Below are 20,530 nucleotides of genomic sequence, written 5' to 3' on the forward strand. Positions count from 1 at the left end.
ACAACCAGTTTCTTATACAGGGTATCTTCCTTAAGATCCACCAAAAAAAGTTCAGCCTGGTTGTATTGTTATTTTCCATTATTGTCAAGGGGTTAATGGGCTAGACTCTATTTTGAGTTTAGATTTTCGTAGTAGATGGTGGCGGCGAGGAGCGCCGCCATAGGAGTTTCTTATGGAACAAAACGGGTTCAGCTTTTAAAAAAATAGGGCTCCTCAGTAAGATATGAGTAATACACCACTCTAACTCAAAACCCTAGAAGGAACCCTAATATGAAGTTTAAAAGGCAAGATAAACTAATCGAGAGCATTTCCGATAAACATATAATTGTTGGGGTGGGGGTGCCCAACAATTATATGTGGCTAGAGCAGTGAATTTCCGTGGTGTTGTAGTCGTAGATCCACTTGCATTTGATAAGACTGAAGATGGATTTGCTGGTTTATTAAAATGGATGGAGGCAGCCATTGTGGGAACGGAGCCTACAGGCATCACACACTAAGATTATTGTATGTCTAACTCTTTGACAGTTTCTCCTTCAATTAACACTGGTTGATAATAGGTTTCGTTTGGTAAATCCTTCTTTCCTTGTAACTTTTTGATGACCCAATCAGCTGCATCATGTCCCATTTGTTCTTGTGGGTGTGTTAATGTCGTTAGTTTGATATTTGCATTTTTCGCAATATAGGAATTGTCCTGGCCAATAATTGATAATTGTTCGGGAATAGAAATATCAAGTTGTCTGCATACATTTGCTACTTCCAATCCTACCTCGTCGTTATAGCAAACAATGGCAGTCAACACGTCTCTATTTTCATTTAGGAACCCTTTCAAGTTCGTGTAAAGGTCTAGCTTCGTTTCTGTAGTATACGAAAACAATTGCTCTGGTTGAAAGCGTAATTTGGCTTCTCCAAGTGCTTTTATATATCCTTTCATTCGATACTTTCCTTGTAAATCATCCATTTTAGCAATGAGTCCGATTTGGGTGTGTCCTTTCGAAATCAATTCTTTTGTTGCGAGATAGCTAGACTGCACATCGTCCAGGCAAAAGAAAGGAACCTCTAATTCTTCATAATAAGCGTTAATCATGATGAATGGAACCTCTTGTTCCTTAAACGATAGGTAGTAACCGATGTTGGGATTGTAAAGGTTGCTTTTTGTAGGTTCAATGATCAAACCATCCACGCCAAATGACAACATCATTTCCAAGGCTTTCTTTTCTTGTTCGACATCATTATTTGTACTGGCTAATAGTAACGAATAATTATCTTCATTCAATCTTCTTTCAATTCCGCGGATAATAGAGGGGAAAATGTAATCAGAAATGTAGGTCGTGATTACACCTATCGTTTTATTTTTGGAATGGCTACCAGATTTTGATTGATATTGGTTACTAACATATGTGCCAGATCCTTTTTCACTTCTTAAGAATCCCTCGTTTGATAATTCTAAAATGGACTTTCGTACAGTGTGTCGGCTAACGTTATACATTTCTTGCATGACGGATTCAGTAGGAATTTGTTCCCCTACACTATATTCACCTGTAAGGATTTTATTTTTTAAATCATCAATGATTACCTGATACTTCGGTTTCATTAAACCTCACTTCTTTCATAATTGTTTGCATGCTAATTAATTCACTTGAAGTATTTGTGCGGACATATTTTAACATAATTTTGAATGATTTAAAACAAATCGCCTTATTTTTTGTATAAATTATAGGAAAGTTATAAAATCCCCTATTTACCTTTAGGTTTCATGTCATAAAAATTCCTTTATTACTAATTTACCACTCAAAGGTGAGGATGGAGTATTTCGCTCGAAAGTTGTAAGTATAAATAATATTCACTATTGACAAATGTACGTACAGAAAAATATAATATGGTTGTTAATATATTTAAGCGCCTCCTTTTATTGAAAGCGCTGTCAGGAGGGGATTAACGTGCAAACGAGTCGTTTGAAAATTAAACATGCGATTACCGAGGGAGAAACTTCACTTGGGATTGAATTTGGATCCACCCGTATTAAAGCGGTGTTGATTGATAATCGTTATGAAACTATCGCATCTGGAAGTTATGAGTGGGAAAACCTCTTGGAAAATGGAATTTGGACGTACAACTTAGTGGATATTATCACTGGTCTGCAAACAGCTTATAGTGAAATGAAGCAAGAAGTTGAACGGAATTACGGAATTACCATTCGGAAAATAGGTTCTATTGGATTTTCCGCAATGATGCACGGGTATATGGCTTTTGACAGTACAGGGGAGCTACTTGTTCCGTTTCGAACTTGGCGCAACTCAACAACTGGTGTTGCAGCAAAAGAATTAACTGATCTATTTCAATTTAATATCCCTGAACGGTGGAGTATTGCCCACCTTTATCAAGCAATATTAAATGAAGAGAAACATTTACCTCGTATTGATTGCATTACGACTTTGGCTGGATACATTCACTGGTTATTGACTGGTAATAAAGCAATTGGCATTGGAGATGCTTCTGGTATGTTCCCCATTGATGAATTAACGCAAGATTACAATGAATCAATGGTCAAGCAGTTTGATGATTTAATTGTGACGAAAGATTATCCTTGGAAACTAAAAGAGATTCTTCCCAAAGTTTACATTTCAGGAGAGCAAGCGGGTGAATTGACCGAAATTGGAGCGAAAATCCTGGATAGATCAAGGAATTTACAACCAGGCACTCCAATTTGCCCACCGGAAGGCGATGCTGGAACTGGAATGGTTGCTACGAATAGTGTAAGGAAACGTACCGGAAACGTATCAGTAGGAACTTCCGTTTTTGCCATGATTGTACTGGAGAAAGAACTTTCAAAGGTATATCCAGAAATAGATTTGGTAACTACACCAAACGGAAGTCCAGTTGGAATGGTTCACGCGAATAACTGTTCAAGTGATCTCAATGCTTGGCTGGGATTGTTCCGTGAATTTTCTGAGGCAATGGGGCAGAAGGTTGAAACAAATAAATTATTTGAAGTAATGCTGAATAAGGCTTTGGAAGCGGATCCAGATGGTGGCGGTTTGCTTAGCTACGGTTATTTCTCAGGTGAAAATATCACAGGATTAGAAAAAGGGCGACCTTTATTTGTTCGCTCACCTGAGAGTCATTTCAATTTAGCGAACTTCATGCGGACTCACCTTTTTACTGCTTTTGGTGCTTTGAAAATCGGCATGGGTATTTTGACAACGGAAGAAAATGTTGCAATTGATCGTATTTTGGCTCACGGTGGTTTATTTAAAACGCCTCTTGTAGGACAAAAAATTGTTGCCGCTGCAATGAATGCTCCAGTTTCAGTGATGTCAACAGCAGGAGAAGGCGGCGCGTGGGGAATGGCGATTCTAGCATCTTACATGATAAATAAAGATCAAAATGAAAGTTTAGAAGACTTCCTCGACAAAAAAGTATTCGAAGAGGCTGAGGGGCAAGAAATTTATCCTGATCAGGTGGATGTTAAAGGATTTGAAGCATTTATTGAAAGATACAGGAAGGGTTTAGTGATTGAGCAGGCCGCTGTAGACAATTTGATGTTATGAGTGGAAAACTGGAGGGATTGACGTGTTAGAACAACTGAAAGAAGAGGTATTTCAAGCAAATTTGGACTTGCCTAAATATGGACTCGTGAAATATACATGGGGAAATGCGAGTGCCATTGATCGTGAAAGCGGTTTATTTGTTATCAAACCTAGTGGTGTTGATTACGAAACGATGAAAGCCAGCGATATGGTTGTTGTTGATTTAGATGGCAATGTTGTTGAAGGCAAGTTGAGGCCTTCATCAGATACAGCGACTCACGCAGTACTTTATAAGTATTACCAAGAAATCGGCGGCATTGTACATACTCATTCAACTTGGGCGACAATCTGGGCTCAAGCAGGCCTTGATGTTCCGGCGATGGGGACCACTCACGCAGACACATTTTACGGATCCGTCCCATGTGCCCGCTACCTAACACAAGAGGAGATTGATCGTGGGTACGAAGTGGAGACTGGGAAGTTAATCATCGAAACATTTGAAGAGCGCGGGTTAGACATTTTAGCCGTTCCTGGTGTCTTACTTCATGGTCATGGTCCCTTTACTTGGGGAAAAGATGCAAAAACCGCCGTAATGAATAGTGTGGTGTTGGATGAAGTTTCGAAAATGAATTTATTTACACGGGAATTAAATCATTTTGCAAAAGAATTACCACAAAATATTTTGGATAAACACTATTTACGAAAACATGGAAAATATGCTTATTACGGTCAAAAGTAAGATCAACTCTATCAAATTATCAAACCATTAGATAAAGAAAAGAGGCTTATTATGTTAACAACAGAAAAAAAAGAATTTTGGTTTGTCGTAGGATCACAACATCTATATGGGGAAGAAGCGTTAGCAGAGGTCAAGGCGAATGCACAAACGATAACCGATGCATTAAATGAAAGCGGTATTTTACCCTATCCACTTGTATTGCAAGATTTAGCTGTCAGTGCAGATAAAATCACAAGCATCATGAAAGAAGTCAACTATCGTAACGAAGTTGCCGGTGTCATCACTTGGATGCATACTTTCTCACCTGCAAAAATGTGGATTCGTGGAACAAAATTATTACAAAAACCATTGCTTCATTTGGCTACACAATTCAATGAAAGCATTCCTTGGGCAACGATTGATATGGACTTCATGAACTTAAACCAATCCGCTCATGGTGACCGTGAATATGGTTTTATCAATGCCCGTTTGAAAAAACAAAATAAAGTTGTTGTAGGTTATTGGGAGCGTCCTGAAGTGCGCCAGCAAATTGCACAATGGATGGACGTAGCGGTTGCTTATAACGAAAGCTTCAACATTAAGGTCGCTCGTTTTGGAGACAACATGCGTAACGTTGGAGTAACCGAAGGGGATAAGGTTGAAGCGCAAATCCAATTTGGGTGGACAGTTGACTATTTTGGAATCGGAGACCTTGTTCAATATGTAAATGCGGTTACTGATGAAGAAATTGATGCTTTATTTGCAGAATACGAAGGACTTTATGAATTTGATTATGGTACCTACAGTAGGGAAGATTGGGAGAAAAGCGTAAAGGTACAGGCAAGCTATGAAATTGCGATTAAACGTTTCCTTGATGATGGTGGTTACACGGCCTTCACAACGAACTTCGAAGATTTATATGGGATGAAACAACTTCCTGGTCTTGCCGTCCAACGTTTGATGGCACAAGGATATGGCTTTGCGGGTGAAGGAGATTGGAAGACGGCAGCACTTGATCGCTTACTGAAAGTGATGAGCCATAACCAATCAACTGGATTTATGGAAGATTACACCTATGAATTAGCCGCTGGACAAGAATCTATCCTTCAATCACATATGCTTGAAGTCGACCCATCTTTAGCAAGTAACAAACCAAAAATTATCGTATCTCCATTAGGTATAGGTGATCGTGAAGACCCAGCACGTTTGGTATTCGACGGCAAAGCAGGAGATGGTGTCGTTGTTTCCATGGCTGACTATGGTACAAACTATAAACTTTTGATTAATGAAGTTTCTGCATTTGAGCCAACTGTTCCAGCACCAAACCTTCCTGTGGCCCGTGTACTTTGGGAAGTGAAGCCAAACTTCCAAGATGGAGTGAAAGCTTGGATTGAGAATGGTGGCGGTCACCATACAGTTGTTTCATTGAATTTAACAACAGACCAAATCATAACCTATGCCAAACTTGTTGGCTTGGAATACGTAGTTATCAAGTAATGTCTCCCCCTCCAAGGAGGCTCTGCTTCCTTGGAGGGGAAAAATAGGTAATCCAGAAGTTTCTGGAAATAGTAATAGATTAGTATTTTTCCTGTATCCGGAAGCGTATTCGTGTTTTGCATGGAAAAGATGAAAGCGTTTTAATAGCAGAATGACGACACAGAATTCATCCTGATAAATAGTTTTTAGTAGTGGGATTTTTAAAAATATAATTTTAAAACCTTGAGGAGGGAATTTTAATGGTTAATGATAAGAAAATCTCAAGTGGATTCATTTATTTTTTTGGGGCTTTTGGAGGCATTCTCTTCGGTTATGATATCGGCGTCATGACGGGTGCTTTGCCTTTTCTGCAACATGATTGGAACCTTCAAAACAACCCAGGTGCCATTGGCTGGATTACCTCTTCGTTGATGTTTGGAGCTATTTTTGGAGGTGCCATGGCCGGACAACTTTCCGATCGTTTAGGACGGCGCAAAATGATTTTAATATCTTCTATCATTTTTGCTGTTGGATCCATTTTGGCAGGAATATCCCCTCATAATGGGATCCTTTTTATGATAGTTGCCCGGATTTTATTAGGGTTGGCTGTTGGAGCTGCTTCTGCGTTGGTCCCAGCCTATATGTCGGAAATGGCGCCTGCACGTTTACGTGGACGTCTGTCAGGAATTAATCAAACAATGATCGTCTCTGGAATGTTGCTTTCGTACATTGTCGCTTATTTATTGAAAGACTTACCAGGAACAATGGCATGGCGGCTGATGCTTAGTTTGGCTGCCGTACCTGCATTGATCTTATTTATTGGAGTGTCCAGGTTACCCGAATCACCACGTTTTTTAATTAAGAACAAGAAAATGGATGAAGCTCGTAAGGTGTTGGGCTATATTCGCAATAGCAAAGAAAAAATTGATTCTGAAATAACACAAATACAAGAAACTGTTAAAGAGGAAGCAAAGGTAAATCAAAAAGCATCATGGGGTACCCTTTTAAGTAATAAATACCGTTATTTAGTAATGGCTGGTGTGGGTGTTGCTGCGTTTCAACAGTTCCAGGGAGCAAACGCAATTTTTTATTACATTCCTATGATTGTGGAAAAAGCAACAGGGCATGGAGCCAGCTCAGTATTGATGTGGCCAATTATTCAAGGGGTTATTCTCGTACTAGGTTCATTAATATTCCTAATGATTGCTGATAAATTTAATCGCCGTACTTTATTAACAATCGGCGGAACGATTATGGGGCTATCCTTTATTTTGCCGGCCATATTGAATGTATTAATTCCTAATGCAAACCCGATGATGATGGTTGTTTTCTTAAGTATCTATGTAGCTCTTTATTCATTCACTTGGGCTCCATTAACCTGGGTCATAGTTGGGGAAATTTTTCCGCTGGTAATTCGCGGGCGGGCGTCAGGAGTGGCTTCATCATTTAACTGGATTGGTTCTTTCTTGGTTGGGTTGCTATTTCCAATCATGACCGCTTCGATGTCTCAAGAAGCTGTTTTTGCAATCTTCGGTGCTATTTGTTTACTTGGTGTTTTATTTATCCGGACATGTGTTCCTGAAACTCGAGGTCATACTTTGGAGGAAATTGAAAAGATTGGAGAAAGCAGACGAGATAAGGGGAAAAGTGCTTAAATTAGACCTATTAAGGGTTGGAGCGGAATTCAATGAAGCTATACCAGAATAGGAGAGATTTTAAATCAGGGGGCAATAAGGTAAATACTTCATCAAGGAATATGTTGATTTACTCATATGATTCCTTTTCTTAGGCCCGAGGTTGCTACTTCGGGCTTTACAATTATTAAAAATGTTAGCTGAACTTTTTATGCAATTTTTTTAGCTTTTATTTATATGAAGGAATTTAATAGGGAAGGAGCCGATAAAATGAAAGTAGCACAAAGCTCGTTTGGAAATGATGTCTTGCTGTTTACCATAGAAAATGATCATGGAGTAAGAATGGAAGTTACAAACTTTGGTGCAAGAATCGTCAATCTGTTCGTCCTGACGGAATCGGGTCGTAATAATATTGTATTGGGATTTGACTCGATTGAGGATTACAAAAAAGAAACATATTTTGGAGCAACAATAGGAAGAGTCGCTGGAAGAATAAAAAATGGCCAATTTTCAATTGGTGATTCACGTTACCAAACATCTGTAAATCAATTAGGGAATACCTTACATGGTGGCAGCCCTGGATTCGATGAAAAAGTCTGGGGTTATGAAGTGAAGGAGACGGATGAAAGTGCATCGATCATCTTTTCAACCGACTCACCCGATGGCGAGAATGGTTTTCCGGGGAATTTGAAAGTAAGTGTGACTTACACATTAAACAACTTAAATATTTGGTCAGTCAGCTATCAAGCAACTAGTGATAAAGACACAATTTTTAATCCGACCAATCACGTCTATTTTAACTTAACGGGGCATCCCAGCAATCCAATCGATGATCACTTCTTACAAATCTTTTCTGAAGAATTTGCACCAGTAAATGACGATACCACGGTAACTGGGGAAAAGCGAAGCACAATTGGCACGCCTTATGATTTTCGAACCCCGAAGAAATTAAAATCAACCTTTGAAGCCATGGACGCAGAAGTTAAAAAGGTTCAAGGGATCGATCATCCATTCTTCCTTACGCGCCCAGGATTTCATCAAACTGCAGCCAAATTAATTAGTCCTGACCAGAAAATAACAGTCGAGGTATACACAGAAGAACCTGCGGTTGTCATTTACACGGCAAACTTTGTGAAAGGTGTGCCACTTATGCACGGAGAAAAATTAATTCAACACGGCGGAATAACGTTTGAAACCCAAGTTGCTCCAGGAGCGATTGAGTTTGAAGATTTTGGGGATATTCTTCTTTTAGCAGGCCAAGATTATACTTCCCAAACAAAATACAAAATTGAGGTCAGGACCCCCCTCAGCTGAAGTTTCCAGTACGTGTGTTAAAACGTCGAATAGGTGGATTTGGTTTCGATAATTTTACATCGATTCGGCTGCTTGTTAGAATTAACATCAGGTGACTGTAGAGCGATCGAGCATAGCTCGTGACATTCCCGCCGAATAAGAGTTAGCCACTCACTCGAAATGAGTTTTGGATGATAGGGGACAACTTATAACTTTAAGCGTAAACAGTTAGAAAGTGGGCCGTAAAACTAAGGTTAAAGGTGAGCCCCCATTTAAACAGCACATATTTCTATTCGTAGCACCTCCTGATACGATCCTTGTATCAAATGAGGTGTTTTTCCTATGCCTCAAAAAAAATTAACGATTGTTCCCGACAAATCATTCACTCGATTGTTTTGTACGAAACAAGGCAGAAATTCTACAAGAATGGAATGACATCACGAAAATTATTCAGGCAGTTATAGTCGTGAGCGGTATGCCTTTGTTAGACATCCATTTTAAGGTTAAGAGGATGTTTATTTACTTTAATAAGCTCAAAGATTTGTAACTAGTGAAAAATTAAAATTTAAGGAGCGGAGAATATATCATAGTATTAATGAAAATGTAGAGGAGGCTATCCAAACCGGATGGTTACTACTATAAAAAGCGAGGAATTTACTCTTAATTACACCTTTCGGGAGTATAAGCAATATTTTGGTTATTTTGTATTTTATACTCACTTTATGTATTCATTTGTAATAATAATGTAAAATTAGGTAAATATATGTGTCACTTAAAGATGATAAAATTATAAAAAAGTGATTTAATCGGGGGAGAAAATGAAAAAAATTATAGCATCTTTTGTTGTTTCTGGATTGTTACTATCAAATCCGTTGGTTGGTAATGCTGCATTGGGCGATCGTACATTGAAAAGTGGAATGACTCATATAGAAGTAAAACAATTACAAGAAGTTCTAAAGAAAAAACAATATTTTAAGAGTAATAATACAACTAAATATTTCGGAACCGTTACTAAAAGTGCAGTCGTAAAGTTCCAAAAAAGTAAAGGTTTAAAAGCTGATGGTATTGTAGGTCCGAATACATATAAAGCTTTGGGGGTAAAAAAGAAGACCTCCAACGCTAATGTAAATAAAACAAGCAATAAATCTTCTGCGATAGTGAAGGAAGCAAAGAAACATTTGAATGTACGGTATGTATGGGGTGGAACTACACCAAAAGGTTTTGATTGCAGCGGATTCCTAAAATATGCTTTTGATAAAGGCGCAAATGTCACATTACCAAGAACGGTATCGGAAATTTATAAAAAGGGGACAAAGGTGTCCAAACCACAAGCTGGAGATGTGGTCTTTTATGAAACATATAAACCTGGTGCCTCACATGCAGGTATTTATATAGGTGGCAATCAATTCATACACAGCTCCTCATCAAACGGTGTAAGCATTTCCTCCATGGATAATAGTTATTGGAAGAAAAGATATTTAGGATCAAAAAGAATGTAATAGAGAAGGTTGCCAGTTCTTTTTTGAAGAGACTGGCTTTTCTAGTTCTACCAATAGGTTACGATACTAAGAAGTCCTACGGATGGTAGACTCGGTATTAAAACATAAAATTTTTTTAAGACACAATTTTAGCTTTTTTTGCTCCCAGAAACACTTGGGTATAATGGACTTCCATATACCACATAAAAATTCTTTAATTCTCACAAAAGACAGTCGAGGAAGTTTATAAAAACCGTGAAAAGTTTACCCAGGAGGTACAAGGGTAGCCTCGCAGGGCTTAGTTAAAGTTGGCCTTATTATCGTAGCGTTCAAGCTGTGATTCCTAATTCCAACTTAATTGGAGATACCCTAATTGGAGTTGCTTAGAAATCTCTAATTCGATTTTTTAAGTTTAGTTTTTTCAATATTATTTAATAATTTACACACCTTGGTTTAAACAAATAAATTGTAATCTAATAAAATTAATTGATTTGATATTTTTTGAATAATTTTACAATTTCAATAGTAGGGAATATAATAATCCTATAAACATTTTGCAAAAAATATGTTAAATATTTTGGAGTAAAGAGTTTTATTAAGAGAAGCAAGAATATAGGTTTAATTCATGGGAGGAAATTTATATGGCAAAATTTACTGTAGGAAATGAAAATCATGCTCCAATTGAACTTTATTATGAGGATCATGGTTCAGGGAAACCCGTTGTCTTAATACATGGTTGGCCTTTAAGTGGACGCTCTTGGGAATATCAGGTGCCAGCTCTTATTGAAGCAGGTTACAGAGTCATAACATATGATCGTCGTGGATTTGGAAAATCATCTCAGCCGTGGGAAGGATATGAATATGAGACATTTACTTCTGATTTACATAAACTGTTAGAACATTTAGATCTTCAAAATGTCACACTTGTTGGTTTTTCTATGGGTGGAGGTGAGGTAGCTCGATACATTAGTACGTACGGAACAGATCGTATTGAAAAGGCTGTTTTTGCTGGAGCAGTTCCTCCTTATTTATACAAATCAGAGGATCATCCTGAAGGAGCATTAGATGATGCAACAATTGAAGAATTCAAAAGTGGCGTGATAAATGACCGCCTTGCATTTCTTGACAAATTTACGAAGGGGTTTTTCGCGGCGGGTAATCAAACAGATTTAGTTAGTGAGCCATTCCGTTTATATAATCGGGAAATTGCAGCTAGTGCCTCACCTAAGGGAACGCTCGATTGTATAACGGCCTTTAGTAAGACAGATTTTAGAAAGGACTTGGAAAAGTTCAATATACCTACTCTTATTATTCACGGTGACTCTGATGCAACTGTACCTTTTGAGTTAAGTGGAAAACGTACATATGATTCCATTCCTGGTAGTAAGCTCGCTTTAATAAAGGGTGGTCCGCATGGATTAAACGCAACTCATCCAAAAGAATTTAATGAAGCGTTACTAACATTTTTAAAAGATTAATAAAGTAATGACGATCCTATTTCAAATGGGAAGGAGGCAGTCTTTCTTTTAATAAGTTTGTAGGAAAACTCTTAATATGAGGCAGAAGTAGAGTGTTTGCTAGAAGATACTTTTAGTAAATGACTCGTAGCAATCATTATTACACTGATATAAGGGGTTTATTGGTTAATTCTACACTTTTCAATACCCTTTATGTTACCTGCAATTGCATTTTTGGGGTTCTGCTAATAAATAAGTTAGCTGTGATATATACGGTATTATAACTATTAGCAGAATCTAGGGCACCCCGAGATGTACTTGACCTTAATTGTTATAAACGTATTTCTAAAGAAAAAAGGCAGTCTAATACCTTCCTAGTTAATAGAAGAAACTCGTAAAAAAAGGAGCCTTTGCCCAAAGTGACAAAGGCTTACTTCTATATTTATTTCCCATTTCCGTCCTTGCATCGTATAAAACCCAACAGCCGTTCCCCATAATAATATAGTCCAGACATATCCTTTTCATAATTCATCATATTTTGACGAATGTCTTCTAAAGTTAATGTAAATGGAAGATGAATTTTGCCCTAATATAGTGAGTTAATTAATTTATTCTCGTAACTATAACCAATTCTCATCCCCTTTACACTGTACAAAGTGACTCGGCTGAATCTTTTTGGTTTGAGTGAACCTGTGCCAATAGGCTTAGGTGTATCAGTTGAAAAAAAGGGCGATCCTGTTGCTGACATCGGTTTCGCTTGCAGCAGCAGCTGTCTCTGTCACAGGAGGCATCGCCTTCGTCGGGCTCAGGGTTCCGCACTTTGCAAGAGCTCTGGTCGGACCTCGAAATCAGCTCTTCCTGCCGGTAGTGATTCTGATCCGCGCCTGGCTGCTCCTTCTGGCAGAATACCATCGGAAGAGAAACATACTTGAACCCAAAGGAATACCTGCGGGGATTATGATCGCTATAATAGGGGATCCTTTGTTTATGTATTTGTTGTTGGAGAGTAGGAGAAAAAGCACGATTTTTGTAAAAGCTGAAGATGTCTTCAGCTTTTTTTGTTTGCCTTATCATCTTCAAATCACTTGGCGCAGCGCAGATTGGAACATAATATAAGCCCGAACTGCGAAAGATAACGATACATGCACTTACACGAATCCTACTTAAGCATGATTGACTTGGTTTTTTGATTTGATATAGTTTTAGGATGCTAAAGTGAGAAGATAAGGTCAGACTAAAAAAAGAGCCTTCTGCGAAAGGGGGTGCCTCCTGTGAAAAGCATACAAAGCCGTTTATTGATCATGCTGCTGATTTTCATCGTTCTGCCCTATTTCCTGTCCGTTTTTTTCATCTACACTTACACAAAAAGCAGTGTGGAGCAGTATGAACTTGAAAACAGCCGGGAGCAGCTTCAGAAGAATGCGGATGAACTGGAGCAGTATTTTGACGACATGATTGATTTTCCATATATTCTGTACCGCAACCCTGATCTGTTTCGGATTTTTAAAAACGGCTTCGAGGACTCCATTTATTTCAGCCCTATGACCATGGAAAAGAGTCTCGAAACCTTTTATCTAATGAGAAACGAATTCAGGCAAATCCGTTTCTATATTGCTAAAAACAATGAGTCATTCACTGTCTATAATGCAATGATCAGCACACACAGGTATCAGCCGAATTTTCTGAAGCAGGGCCCGATCAAACAGCTGTATACATCTGACTCACAATATTTGATTGAGCCGCCCCACCCACTTGAGAATTACAATAATGCAGCCATTGTTCCAAAATCGGACAAAACGATGGTGATGACTTTTCACCACAAAATTATAGATGTTCTTTCTAAAAAGTTTCTTGGGATGATTACAATCGACATTGATTTGGGCGAGTACGCCCGCATTTGCAATAACCTTGTCCAGGGAGACGCATCTTCAGTTTTGCTTATTGATTCAAAAGATCGCGTCATGTATGCAAATGATCGTGCCCTGATTGGAAAACCTCTTCCTGCCGATGAAAAGCAACGTCTTGACGGGAATGGGAGCCGGCATGATGACGATATTCTCTTATCAAAAGAGTTATCAGGGTCACTGAACGGCTGGAAATTGATTAAGGTCATGTCGAGCCAGGCTTTATATGAAGATGTCAGGAAAACCGCCTATACCAATATCCTTGTCGGCATCGGCGTAGGAATATTGGGTTTGCTGATGATAGGCATTATCTCAAATAGGATTACCCGTCCCATTACGAGGCTGAGCAGCAAAGTCCGCTCCATTGAAGGCGGAAATATGAATGTCCCTTTTGATGATACCAAAAGCGATGAAATTGGCCATTTGGAGTCACACATGAAGGATATGATGAACCGGATCAATTCCCACATTGACCGTGAATATAAACTTGAAATTGAAAACAGGAAGAACCAGTTCAGGGCGTTAAAATCACAGGTTAATCCTCATTTTTTGTTTAACGCTTTACAATCCATCGGCGCTGTCGCCCTCAGGTCGAATGCACCAAAGGTCTATCAATTGCTGACTTCACTGTCCAAAATGATGCGCTACTCAATGCAGGCAGATCAATGGGTACGGGTTCGGGATGAAGCTGAGTATACAAAAGCGTACCTCTCCCTTCAAACAGAGCGTTTTGGTGAAAATGTAAGTTACTCGGTCAATATCGATGAGTCTATTATGGACATGACTATTCCAAGTATGATTCTCCAGCCCCTGGCAGAGAATTTTTTTAAACACACGTATGAGGAAGGTTATAGCAACGCTCATTTGTCGATTAACGGGGAAAAACAAGGAAACGATCTGTTCTTCACTGTCGAGAATGATGGTCCGGGTCTGACGGAAGAAGAGCTTCAGACTCTTCGGGAACATATCTATTCACCCCCTTACGAAGGGACTTATTCGCATGAACATATAGGCCTGAAGAATATTCGTGACAGGCTGCTTCTAGGGTATGGACCAAGTGCAGAAATGAAAGTAGATTCGAATGACGGACTGGGGTTTTCCGTTAGCATGAGAATCCCGATAAAGAGCCCCTTGGGAATAATAAAGACTTATTTCAGGAAAGGAGATGCACACGGTGAAAGCACTGATTGTCGATGATGAATTCAATGTGCGGGACGTCATACGCCATTTAGGCCAGTGGGAAACTCACGGCATCACCAAGCTATTGGAAGCCAAAAATGGCCATGAGGCAAAATCACTGATTGAAAAAGAACGCCCGGAGATTATCTTTACAGACGTGAAAATGCCCGGTATGGGCGGAATCGAACTGATTGAGTGGCTGGATTCCATTTCCTATCCTGGGAAAGTTATTTTCATTACTGGTTATAACGATTATTCCTATATGCGCAAAGCCATTCAGCACAGCAGCTTTGATTACCTGCTGAAGCCGATTGAGTATGAGGCGTTCAATCATACACTGGAAAAATCGGTACAAGCCTGGAAGGTTGACTTTGAACATGCTGAAGTGCTGGAAGATGTGAAAAAACTGCGGAGAAACCAGTTAGCCACTGCGATATGTCTGGGGGACCGTTCAGATTCAATCAGCCTTGCCGAGTTTCTTCCTGAATCGGAGGGCTATATGCTGACGCTGCTCTCCTTTTACCAGATGCACAATCCGGATTTCTATATCCAAAAGCTTTCAGATGAGCTTACGGACCGCAAATTAGGAAATGCGTTTTCCCTGCAGACGGATCTTAACCTCTGCCTTGTTATCACCATTCGCGATCAATGGCTCTCCGTTGAGGAATGGATCAGCCAGGAGTTCGATATCCCGGTTAGGCTTGTAACTGAAGAGCAGATCGAAACTTTATCGGATATCAGGACCTCGTTTCAGGCTCTGCAGAAAAAGCTCGAGGAACAAAACTTCCGATCCATCCACCGTCTGGATGAAATAGATGCCGCTCGCCGCATGGAAGACATGGTTTCCTATGTTGACATGTATTATATGGAGGATTTGAGTCTGGAAAAGCTGTCGAATGTTTTCTTTTTAAGCCGCGAGCATATCTCGAGAAAGTATAAGCAAGAAACCGGAATGACCCTGTCCAAATACATCACGGAGCTTAGAATCAGCCAGGCAAAGTCGTGGCTGAAACAAAAAGACAAAAGCATTTATTCCATCTCGACCATGCTTGGCTATCAAGATGAAATCTACTTTTCAAAGCTATTTAAAAAGGTCGTCGGCATGACGCCTTTTGAGTTCAGGAACAGGAACGATCAACATGAATCTAAAGGGGTGACATGATGAAAAACAGGTTTTTATCCCTTTTGTTAATCGGAGCCGTCAGCCTGCCTCTTTCTGCATGTCAGGATGAAGCCTCACCAGAAAAAACGGAAAAGACAGAGCGGAAAATCACGCTGGATTTAAGGAATCCGAAAGTGGAAATCTCCACTCAATTTGAAGAAATGACACGTGCTTATGAACGGGAAAATCCTCACGTCAATATCAGGGTACATACTGTTGGAGGCGCAATGGATGACCTCGCCGACCTAAAAGCCGAAATGGCGACCGGCACTGGTCCGGATATCTTTACAAACAGCGGCTATGAAAATGCCAAGCTGTGGCGGAATTATCTGGAGGATCTTTCAGGGGAGCCCTGGATTAATCAAGCATACAAAGAATCCCTGACGCCAGTCACATTGGACGGGAAAATTTACGGAATGCCGGTTAACCTTGAAGGGTATGGCTTTATCTATAATAAGAATCTATTTAAAAAAGCCGGCATAACTGAACAGCCAGCCACTCTTTCTGAACTGACAGCAGCTGCCGAAAAGCTGCAGAATGCAGGCATTACTCCCTTTGCAACAGGCTACTATGAAGACTGGAAATTGGGCGACCATCTAATGAATGTTGCTTTTGCCCAGCAAAAGGATACTGATGCTTTTATAAGAAATTTAAATAACGGTACGGAAAAAATCAGTACCAATCAAACATTTAAGGATCTCCTTGCCCTGCTGGATCTCACCATAAAGTACGGAAACGATAATCCGCTGTCAACGGACTATACAATGGAAGTGAATCTGTTTACCTCCGAAAAAGCAGCCATCATTCTGCAAGGCAACTGGATTCAGCCGATGATCGATCAAGCTTCGCCTGACATGAACATCGGTTTTATGCCGATTCCGATTAATGACCGACCTTTAAAGGAAGCCCTTGTCGTCAGCGTTCCAAATTATTGGGCCGTAAATAAACAGTCCATTCCTGAAAAGAAAAAAGAAGCCAAGAAATTTTTAAATTGGATGGTGTTGTCAGAACAAGGAAAACGGTTCATGACGGAAGAATTCAAATTCATTCCTGCGTTTAAGAACATTAAAACTGATGATATAGGGCCGCTCGCAGAAGAAACTCTTCGGAATTACAAAGATGGGAACACCGTCCCATCTAACTGGTTTCACTTCCCTGTTGAAATTAGGGAAGAATTCGGAGCCGCTACTCAGCTCTATGTCGGGAAACAGCTGAACCGCAATCAACTGCTCATTGAATATCAGAAGTCCTGGGAGAGGTTTTCGAAGGAATAGCCTCTTGCCGGGGCTTTTTTTTGCCTTCCACAATTGTGATATCAATATACGACTAAATTCCAATCAATATGTGGCATACCTCTCTTTTCACGAATCGCCTATAATTCTACTGTACTAGCAAACACATAAAACGAGGAGGAAGATTTATGAACTTTAGCAGGCTTGCCAAACAGGCAACAGCAGGAATACTTAGTACTGGCATTCTATTAAGCGGTACTGTTACCCAATCATTTGCAGCTTCAAAGGATCCGGCAGATTACAAAGAAACGTACGATACTTCACAAATCACTCGATCAGCTATGAAAGATATGATTAATCAGCACGGTGATACTAGATATGCCGTTCCTAGGTTTGACGAATCCACAATTAAAAACATCCCTTCTGCCAAAAAAGTAACGGAATCAGGCGAAACCATTAATTTAGATGTGTGGGATACATGGCCATTGCAAAACGCTGATGGAACTGTTGCAGAGTACAAAGGATATCATATCGTTTTTGGATTAGCAGGAGATCCTAAAAACGCGAGTGATACGTTCATCTACATATTCTACAAAAAAGCGGGCGACAACTCCCTTGATGCTTGGAAGAATGCTGGAAGAGTATTTGATGCCAATGATAAAAACGTTCCAAATGATCCTTATCTAAAAGAGCAAGCCGAAGAGTGGTCAGGTTCTGCAACCTTCACTAAGGACGGGGAAGTTCGCTTATTCTATACAAACCGTGAACCGTATATACCTGAGTCAGGGAATTATGGGAAACAAACCTTGACAACCGCTCAAGTAAACCTTTCAGAGCCAGATTCTGAAACATTAAAAGTGGATGGAGTTGAGGATTACAAATCCATCTATGAAGGCAAAGACAGCAAGTACTATCAAACTGTAGATAAATTTGTAGAGGACGGAAATTCCGCTGATAATCATACCTTCAGAGACCCTCACTATGTAGAAGACAACGGCCGCAAATACCTTGTATTTGAAGCAAATACGGGTACAGAATATGGCTACCAAGGCGAAGAATCGCTATACAATAGAGCTTATTATGGCAACAGCAATAAATTCTTCCAGGATGAGAAAAACAAACTTATGCAAAGCCCTAAAAAAGAGTTAGCTGAACTTGCAAACGGTGCAATTGGAATCATTGAGGTAAACGACGATTATACATTGAAAAAAGAAATGAAGCCATTGATTGTTTCAAATACGGTCACAGATGAAATCGAACGTCCAAACATCTTTAAAAAGGACGGCAAGTGGTATTTATTCACAAGTTCAAGAGGATCAAAAATGACCATTGATGGAATCGATAATCAAGATATTTACATGTTAGGCTACACGTCAAATTCCTTAACTGGCCCATATAAACCATTGAATAATACGGGTATCGTCCTGCATCAGGATCTAGATCCATATGACATCACTTGGAACTATGCACACTATGCGATCCCGCAGGCTGACAGTGATAATGTTGTAGTGACAAGCTACATGACAAACAGAGGTTATTTTGAAGACAATAAATCTACCTTTGCCCCAAGCTTCCAGCTTAACATTAAAGGGAAACAAACATCGGTAGTAAAAGACAGTATTCTTGAACAAGGCCAGATTACGGTTAAGTAGTTACCAGTGAAAAGAAAAAGAAAATGTCAGGAAAACTTGGCATTTTCTTTTTTCTATTTTAAAAGAGAAAAGTGGTGAGTTTAAGTGAACAAAAAGAAATATAAGATGGTTGGATTATTCGTTCTTGGATTATGGATGGTTATTTGCACAGGAATTTTGATTCATTCATTTTATAAAACAAAAGAAGCTAATTCCCCAAATAAGGTAGAAAAGCACTCATACCGGGCTGCCTATCATTTTACTTCCCCTGATCATTGGAAAAACGATCCACAGAAGCCCCTTTACTTTGAAGGAAATTATCATTATTTTTACCTTTATAATGGAGATTACCCGGATGGCAATGGTACAGAATGGCGACATGTCAACTCTAAAGATTTGATTCACTGGAAGGATGAAGGAATTGCCATTCCAAAATATACGAATCAAAATGGGGATCCATGGACAGGGTCAGTCGTGTTTGACAAGGAAAATACAGCTGGGTTTGGAAAAGAGGCTTTTGTGGCGGTCGTAACACAACCATCTAAGGGTGGCCAGAAACAAGAACAATTTCTATGGTACAGTACGGACAAAGGAAATACGTTTACCTCTTACAGTGACGAGCCTATTATGAAAAATCCAGGAACGAAGGATTTTAGAGATCCCAAAATCATCTGGGATAACACGTATCAAAAATGGGTCATGACCATGGCCGAAGGATCGAAAATAGGTTTTTATGAGTCTTATAACCTGAAAGATTGGCGCTATATGAGCAGCTTTACCACTAAGAACATTGGAGTTTTAGAGTGCCCTGACCTTTACCAGATCCGCGCTGATGACGGGACAGTAAAGTGGGTGCTGGGCGTCAGTGCAAACGGAAAAGCAGCAGGGAAACCCAACACCTATGCATACTGGACAGGAACGTTTAATGGAACGGAATTTCTTCCAGATAACACTGAACCGCAATGGCTAGACTACGGTTTCGATTGGTATGGCGGAGTAACGTTTGAAGATGGCAAGGCAAGTGACAAATTAGACAAACGCTATGCCCTCGCTTGGATGAATAACTGGGCCTACGCCAACAATACGCCGACATTAAAAGAAGGGTTTAACGGAATGGATTCGATCGTCCGTCAAATTGAACTAAAGCGTGAAAGCGAGAATAAGTATTATCTTTCTTCACAGCCTTCAGATTCATTAAAAAAATTGACAAGCTCAACGAATTCTTTTAATAAAATCGAAGTGGATGGCTCGGAAACACTTGATGTTAAAGGAGATGCCTATCAAATAGAGGCGGATCTCTCATGGTCGGATTTTAAGAATGCAGGATTTAGGCTCAGGGAGTCAGATGATCAAAAACGCCACGTTGACGTAGGCATTTCTGCAGAAGGAAATTACTCTTATGTCAATCGGGTATTCACAGATCAACCTGACGAAACGAATCAGTTGGTTGAAAGTACTGCACCATTTGATGTCAGTAAGAAGAAGGTTCATTTAAAGATTCTCGTCGATAAAACGAGTATTGAAGTTTTTGTGGATGATGGAAAGGTTGCTTATTCAAACTTAATATTCCCTCATGCTGAAGATACAGGAATTACTCTCTTCTCCGAGGGCGGCAAAGCGATCTTTAAGAATATGAAGGTTACACATTTTGATCCGATTAATTGAATCTCATCTTAGCAGATACCTTTCATATGAGTACAACTACATTCTTTTATAAGAAATAACTCTTCAAATATGAAAATTTACTAAAAGGGGCCCCACCACATCGCCATCAAGCTAAGCCTGCCAAGAATTAATTTGAAAGTGCGTTCTCTTTATTTTGCTACAGTAATCCTAAAA

Annotated in this window: 13 protein-coding genes and 3 pseudogenes; 15 read left to right on the forward strand and 1 reads right to left on the reverse strand. The window is 39.5% G+C overall.

Features of this window, described 5'->3' with window-relative positions; translation table 11 throughout:
• Positions 1–270: 270 nt before the first annotated feature.
• Positions 271–485 (forward strand): annotated as a pseudogene (locus J7I90_RS28270) (IS110 family RNA-guided transposase); the annotation flags it as partial.
• A gap of 14 nt (positions 486–499) precedes the next feature.
• Here J7I90_RS28270 and J7I90_RS15045 read toward each other — a convergent pair.
• Positions 500–1,591 carry a GntR family transcriptional regulator gene (locus J7I90_RS15045; RefSeq protein ID WP_214772676.1) on the reverse strand — a complete coding sequence of 364 codons (1,092 nt, stop codon included), beginning with the start codon at positions 1,589–1,591 and terminating at the stop codon, positions 500–502.
• A 346-nt stretch (positions 1,592–1,937) separates the two neighbouring features.
• Between J7I90_RS15045 and J7I90_RS15050 the strand changes: the two genes are divergently transcribed.
• The 14 genes and pseudogenes from J7I90_RS15050 to J7I90_RS15110 all read left to right on the forward strand — a co-directional run bounded on the left by J7I90_RS15050 (position 1,938) and on the right by J7I90_RS15110 (position 20,356).
• A complete protein-coding gene (locus tag J7I90_RS15050) occupies positions 1,938–3,548 on the forward strand; it encodes a xylulokinase (RefSeq protein ID WP_214772678.1) in 1,611 nt (536 codons plus the stop codon).
• A gap of 22 nt (positions 3,549–3,570) precedes the next feature.
• On the forward strand, positions 3,571–4,266 hold the full coding sequence (locus J7I90_RS15055) for an L-ribulose-5-phosphate 4-epimerase (RefSeq protein WP_214772680.1): 696 nt from the start codon (positions 3,571–3,573) through the stop codon (positions 4,264–4,266).
• Between the two features lie 51 nt (positions 4,267–4,317).
• On the forward strand, positions 4,318–5,742 hold the full coding sequence (araA, locus tag J7I90_RS15060) for an L-arabinose isomerase (protein ID WP_214772682.1): 1,425 nt from the start codon (positions 4,318–4,320) through the stop codon (positions 5,740–5,742).
• A gap of 239 nt (positions 5,743–5,981) precedes the next feature.
• Complete coding sequence (locus tag J7I90_RS15065; protein WP_214772684.1) at positions 5,982–7,376, forward strand: sugar porter family MFS transporter; 1,395 nt, start codon at positions 5,982–5,984, stop codon at positions 7,374–7,376.
• Between the two features lie 249 nt (positions 7,377–7,625).
• The gene (locus J7I90_RS15070; RefSeq protein WP_214772685.1) at positions 7,626–8,669 is read left to right on the forward strand and encodes an aldose epimerase family protein; all 1,044 of its coding nucleotides are present in this window, start codon (positions 7,626–7,628) and stop codon (positions 8,667–8,669) included.
• Positions 8,670–9,466: 797 nt separating this feature from the next.
• Positions 9,467–10,147: a C40 family peptidase gene (locus J7I90_RS15075; RefSeq protein WP_214772686.1), complete on the forward strand. Its 681-nt coding sequence runs from the start codon at positions 9,467–9,469 to the stop codon at positions 10,145–10,147.
• Between the two features lie 209 nt (positions 10,148–10,356).
• Positions 10,357–10,463: pseudogene (locus J7I90_RS27425) on the forward strand (hypothetical protein); the annotation flags it as partial.
• A 304-nt stretch (positions 10,464–10,767) separates the two neighbouring features.
• Positions 10,768–11,604: an alpha/beta fold hydrolase gene (locus J7I90_RS15080; protein ID WP_214772687.1), complete on the forward strand. Its 837-nt coding sequence runs from the start codon at positions 10,768–10,770 to the stop codon at positions 11,602–11,604.
• A 608-nt stretch (positions 11,605–12,212) separates the two neighbouring features.
• A pseudogene (locus J7I90_RS15085) lies at positions 12,213–12,588 on the forward strand (iron chelate uptake ABC transporter family permease subunit); the annotation flags it as partial.
• 266 nt (positions 12,589–12,854) lie between these two features.
• Positions 12,855–14,684: a sensor histidine kinase gene (locus J7I90_RS15090; protein WP_214772688.1), complete on the forward strand. Its 1,830-nt coding sequence runs from the start codon at positions 12,855–12,857 to the stop codon at positions 14,682–14,684.
• Positions 14,662–15,828: a response regulator gene (locus J7I90_RS15095; RefSeq protein ID WP_214772689.1), complete on the forward strand. Its 1,167-nt coding sequence runs from the start codon at positions 14,662–14,664 to the stop codon at positions 15,826–15,828. Before J7I90_RS15090 ends, J7I90_RS15095 begins: the two co-directional genes overlap by 23 nt.
• Positions 15,828–17,102, forward strand: coding sequence for an ABC transporter substrate-binding protein (locus J7I90_RS15100; RefSeq protein ID WP_214772690.1), 1,275 nt, complete (start codon positions 15,828–15,830; stop codon positions 17,100–17,102). Before J7I90_RS15095 ends, J7I90_RS15100 begins: the two co-directional genes overlap by 1 nt.
• A gap of 146 nt (positions 17,103–17,248) precedes the next feature.
• Positions 17,249–18,712 (forward strand): glycoside hydrolase family 68 protein, encoded by a 1,464-nt coding sequence (locus tag J7I90_RS15105; protein ID WP_214772691.1) that lies wholly within the window; start codon positions 17,249–17,251, stop codon positions 18,710–18,712.
• 105 nt (positions 18,713–18,817) lie between these two features.
• On the forward strand, positions 18,818–20,356 hold the full coding sequence (locus tag J7I90_RS15110; protein WP_214772857.1) for a glycoside hydrolase family 32 protein: 1,539 nt from the start codon (positions 18,818–18,820) through the stop codon (positions 20,354–20,356).
• The last annotated feature ends 174 nt before the right edge of the window (positions 20,357–20,530 follow it).

Source organism: Bacillus sp. ISL-57, from assembly GCF_018613135.1.
In the GTDB taxonomy this organism is placed as follows: Bacteria; Bacillota; Bacilli; order Bacillales; family DSM-1321; genus Peribacillus; species Peribacillus frigoritolerans.

What these genes read in the sequence shown, in the direction of transcription:
- J7I90_RS15045 (WP_214772676.1), bottom strand. Translation starts at nt 1,591, where the DNA reads ATGAAACCGAAGTATCAGGTAATCATTGATGATTTAAAAAATAAAATC.
- araA (WP_214772682.1), top strand. Translation starts at nt 4,318, where the DNA reads ATGTTAACAACAGAAAAAAAAGAATTTTGGTTTGTCGTAGGATCACAA.
- J7I90_RS15065 (WP_214772684.1), top strand. Translation starts at nt 5,982, where the DNA reads ATGGTTAATGATAAGAAAATCTCAAGTGGATTCATTTATTTTTTTGGG.
- J7I90_RS15070 (WP_214772685.1), top strand. Translation starts at nt 7,626, where the DNA reads ATGAAAGTAGCACAAAGCTCGTTTGGAAATGATGTCTTGCTGTTTACC.
- J7I90_RS15075 (WP_214772686.1), top strand. Translation starts at nt 9,467, where the DNA reads ATGAAAAAAATTATAGCATCTTTTGTTGTTTCTGGATTGTTACTATCA.
- J7I90_RS15080 (WP_214772687.1), top strand. Translation starts at nt 10,768, where the DNA reads ATGGCAAAATTTACTGTAGGAAATGAAAATCATGCTCCAATTGAACTT.
- J7I90_RS15100 (WP_214772690.1), top strand. Translation starts at nt 15,828, where the DNA reads ATGAAAAACAGGTTTTTATCCCTTTTGTTAATCGGAGCCGTCAGCCTG.
- J7I90_RS15105 (WP_214772691.1), top strand. Translation starts at nt 17,249, where the DNA reads ATGAACTTTAGCAGGCTTGCCAAACAGGCAACAGCAGGAATACTTAGT.
- J7I90_RS15110 (WP_214772857.1), top strand. Translation starts at nt 18,818, where the DNA reads ATGGTTGGATTATTCGTTCTTGGATTATGGATGGTTATTTGCACAGGA.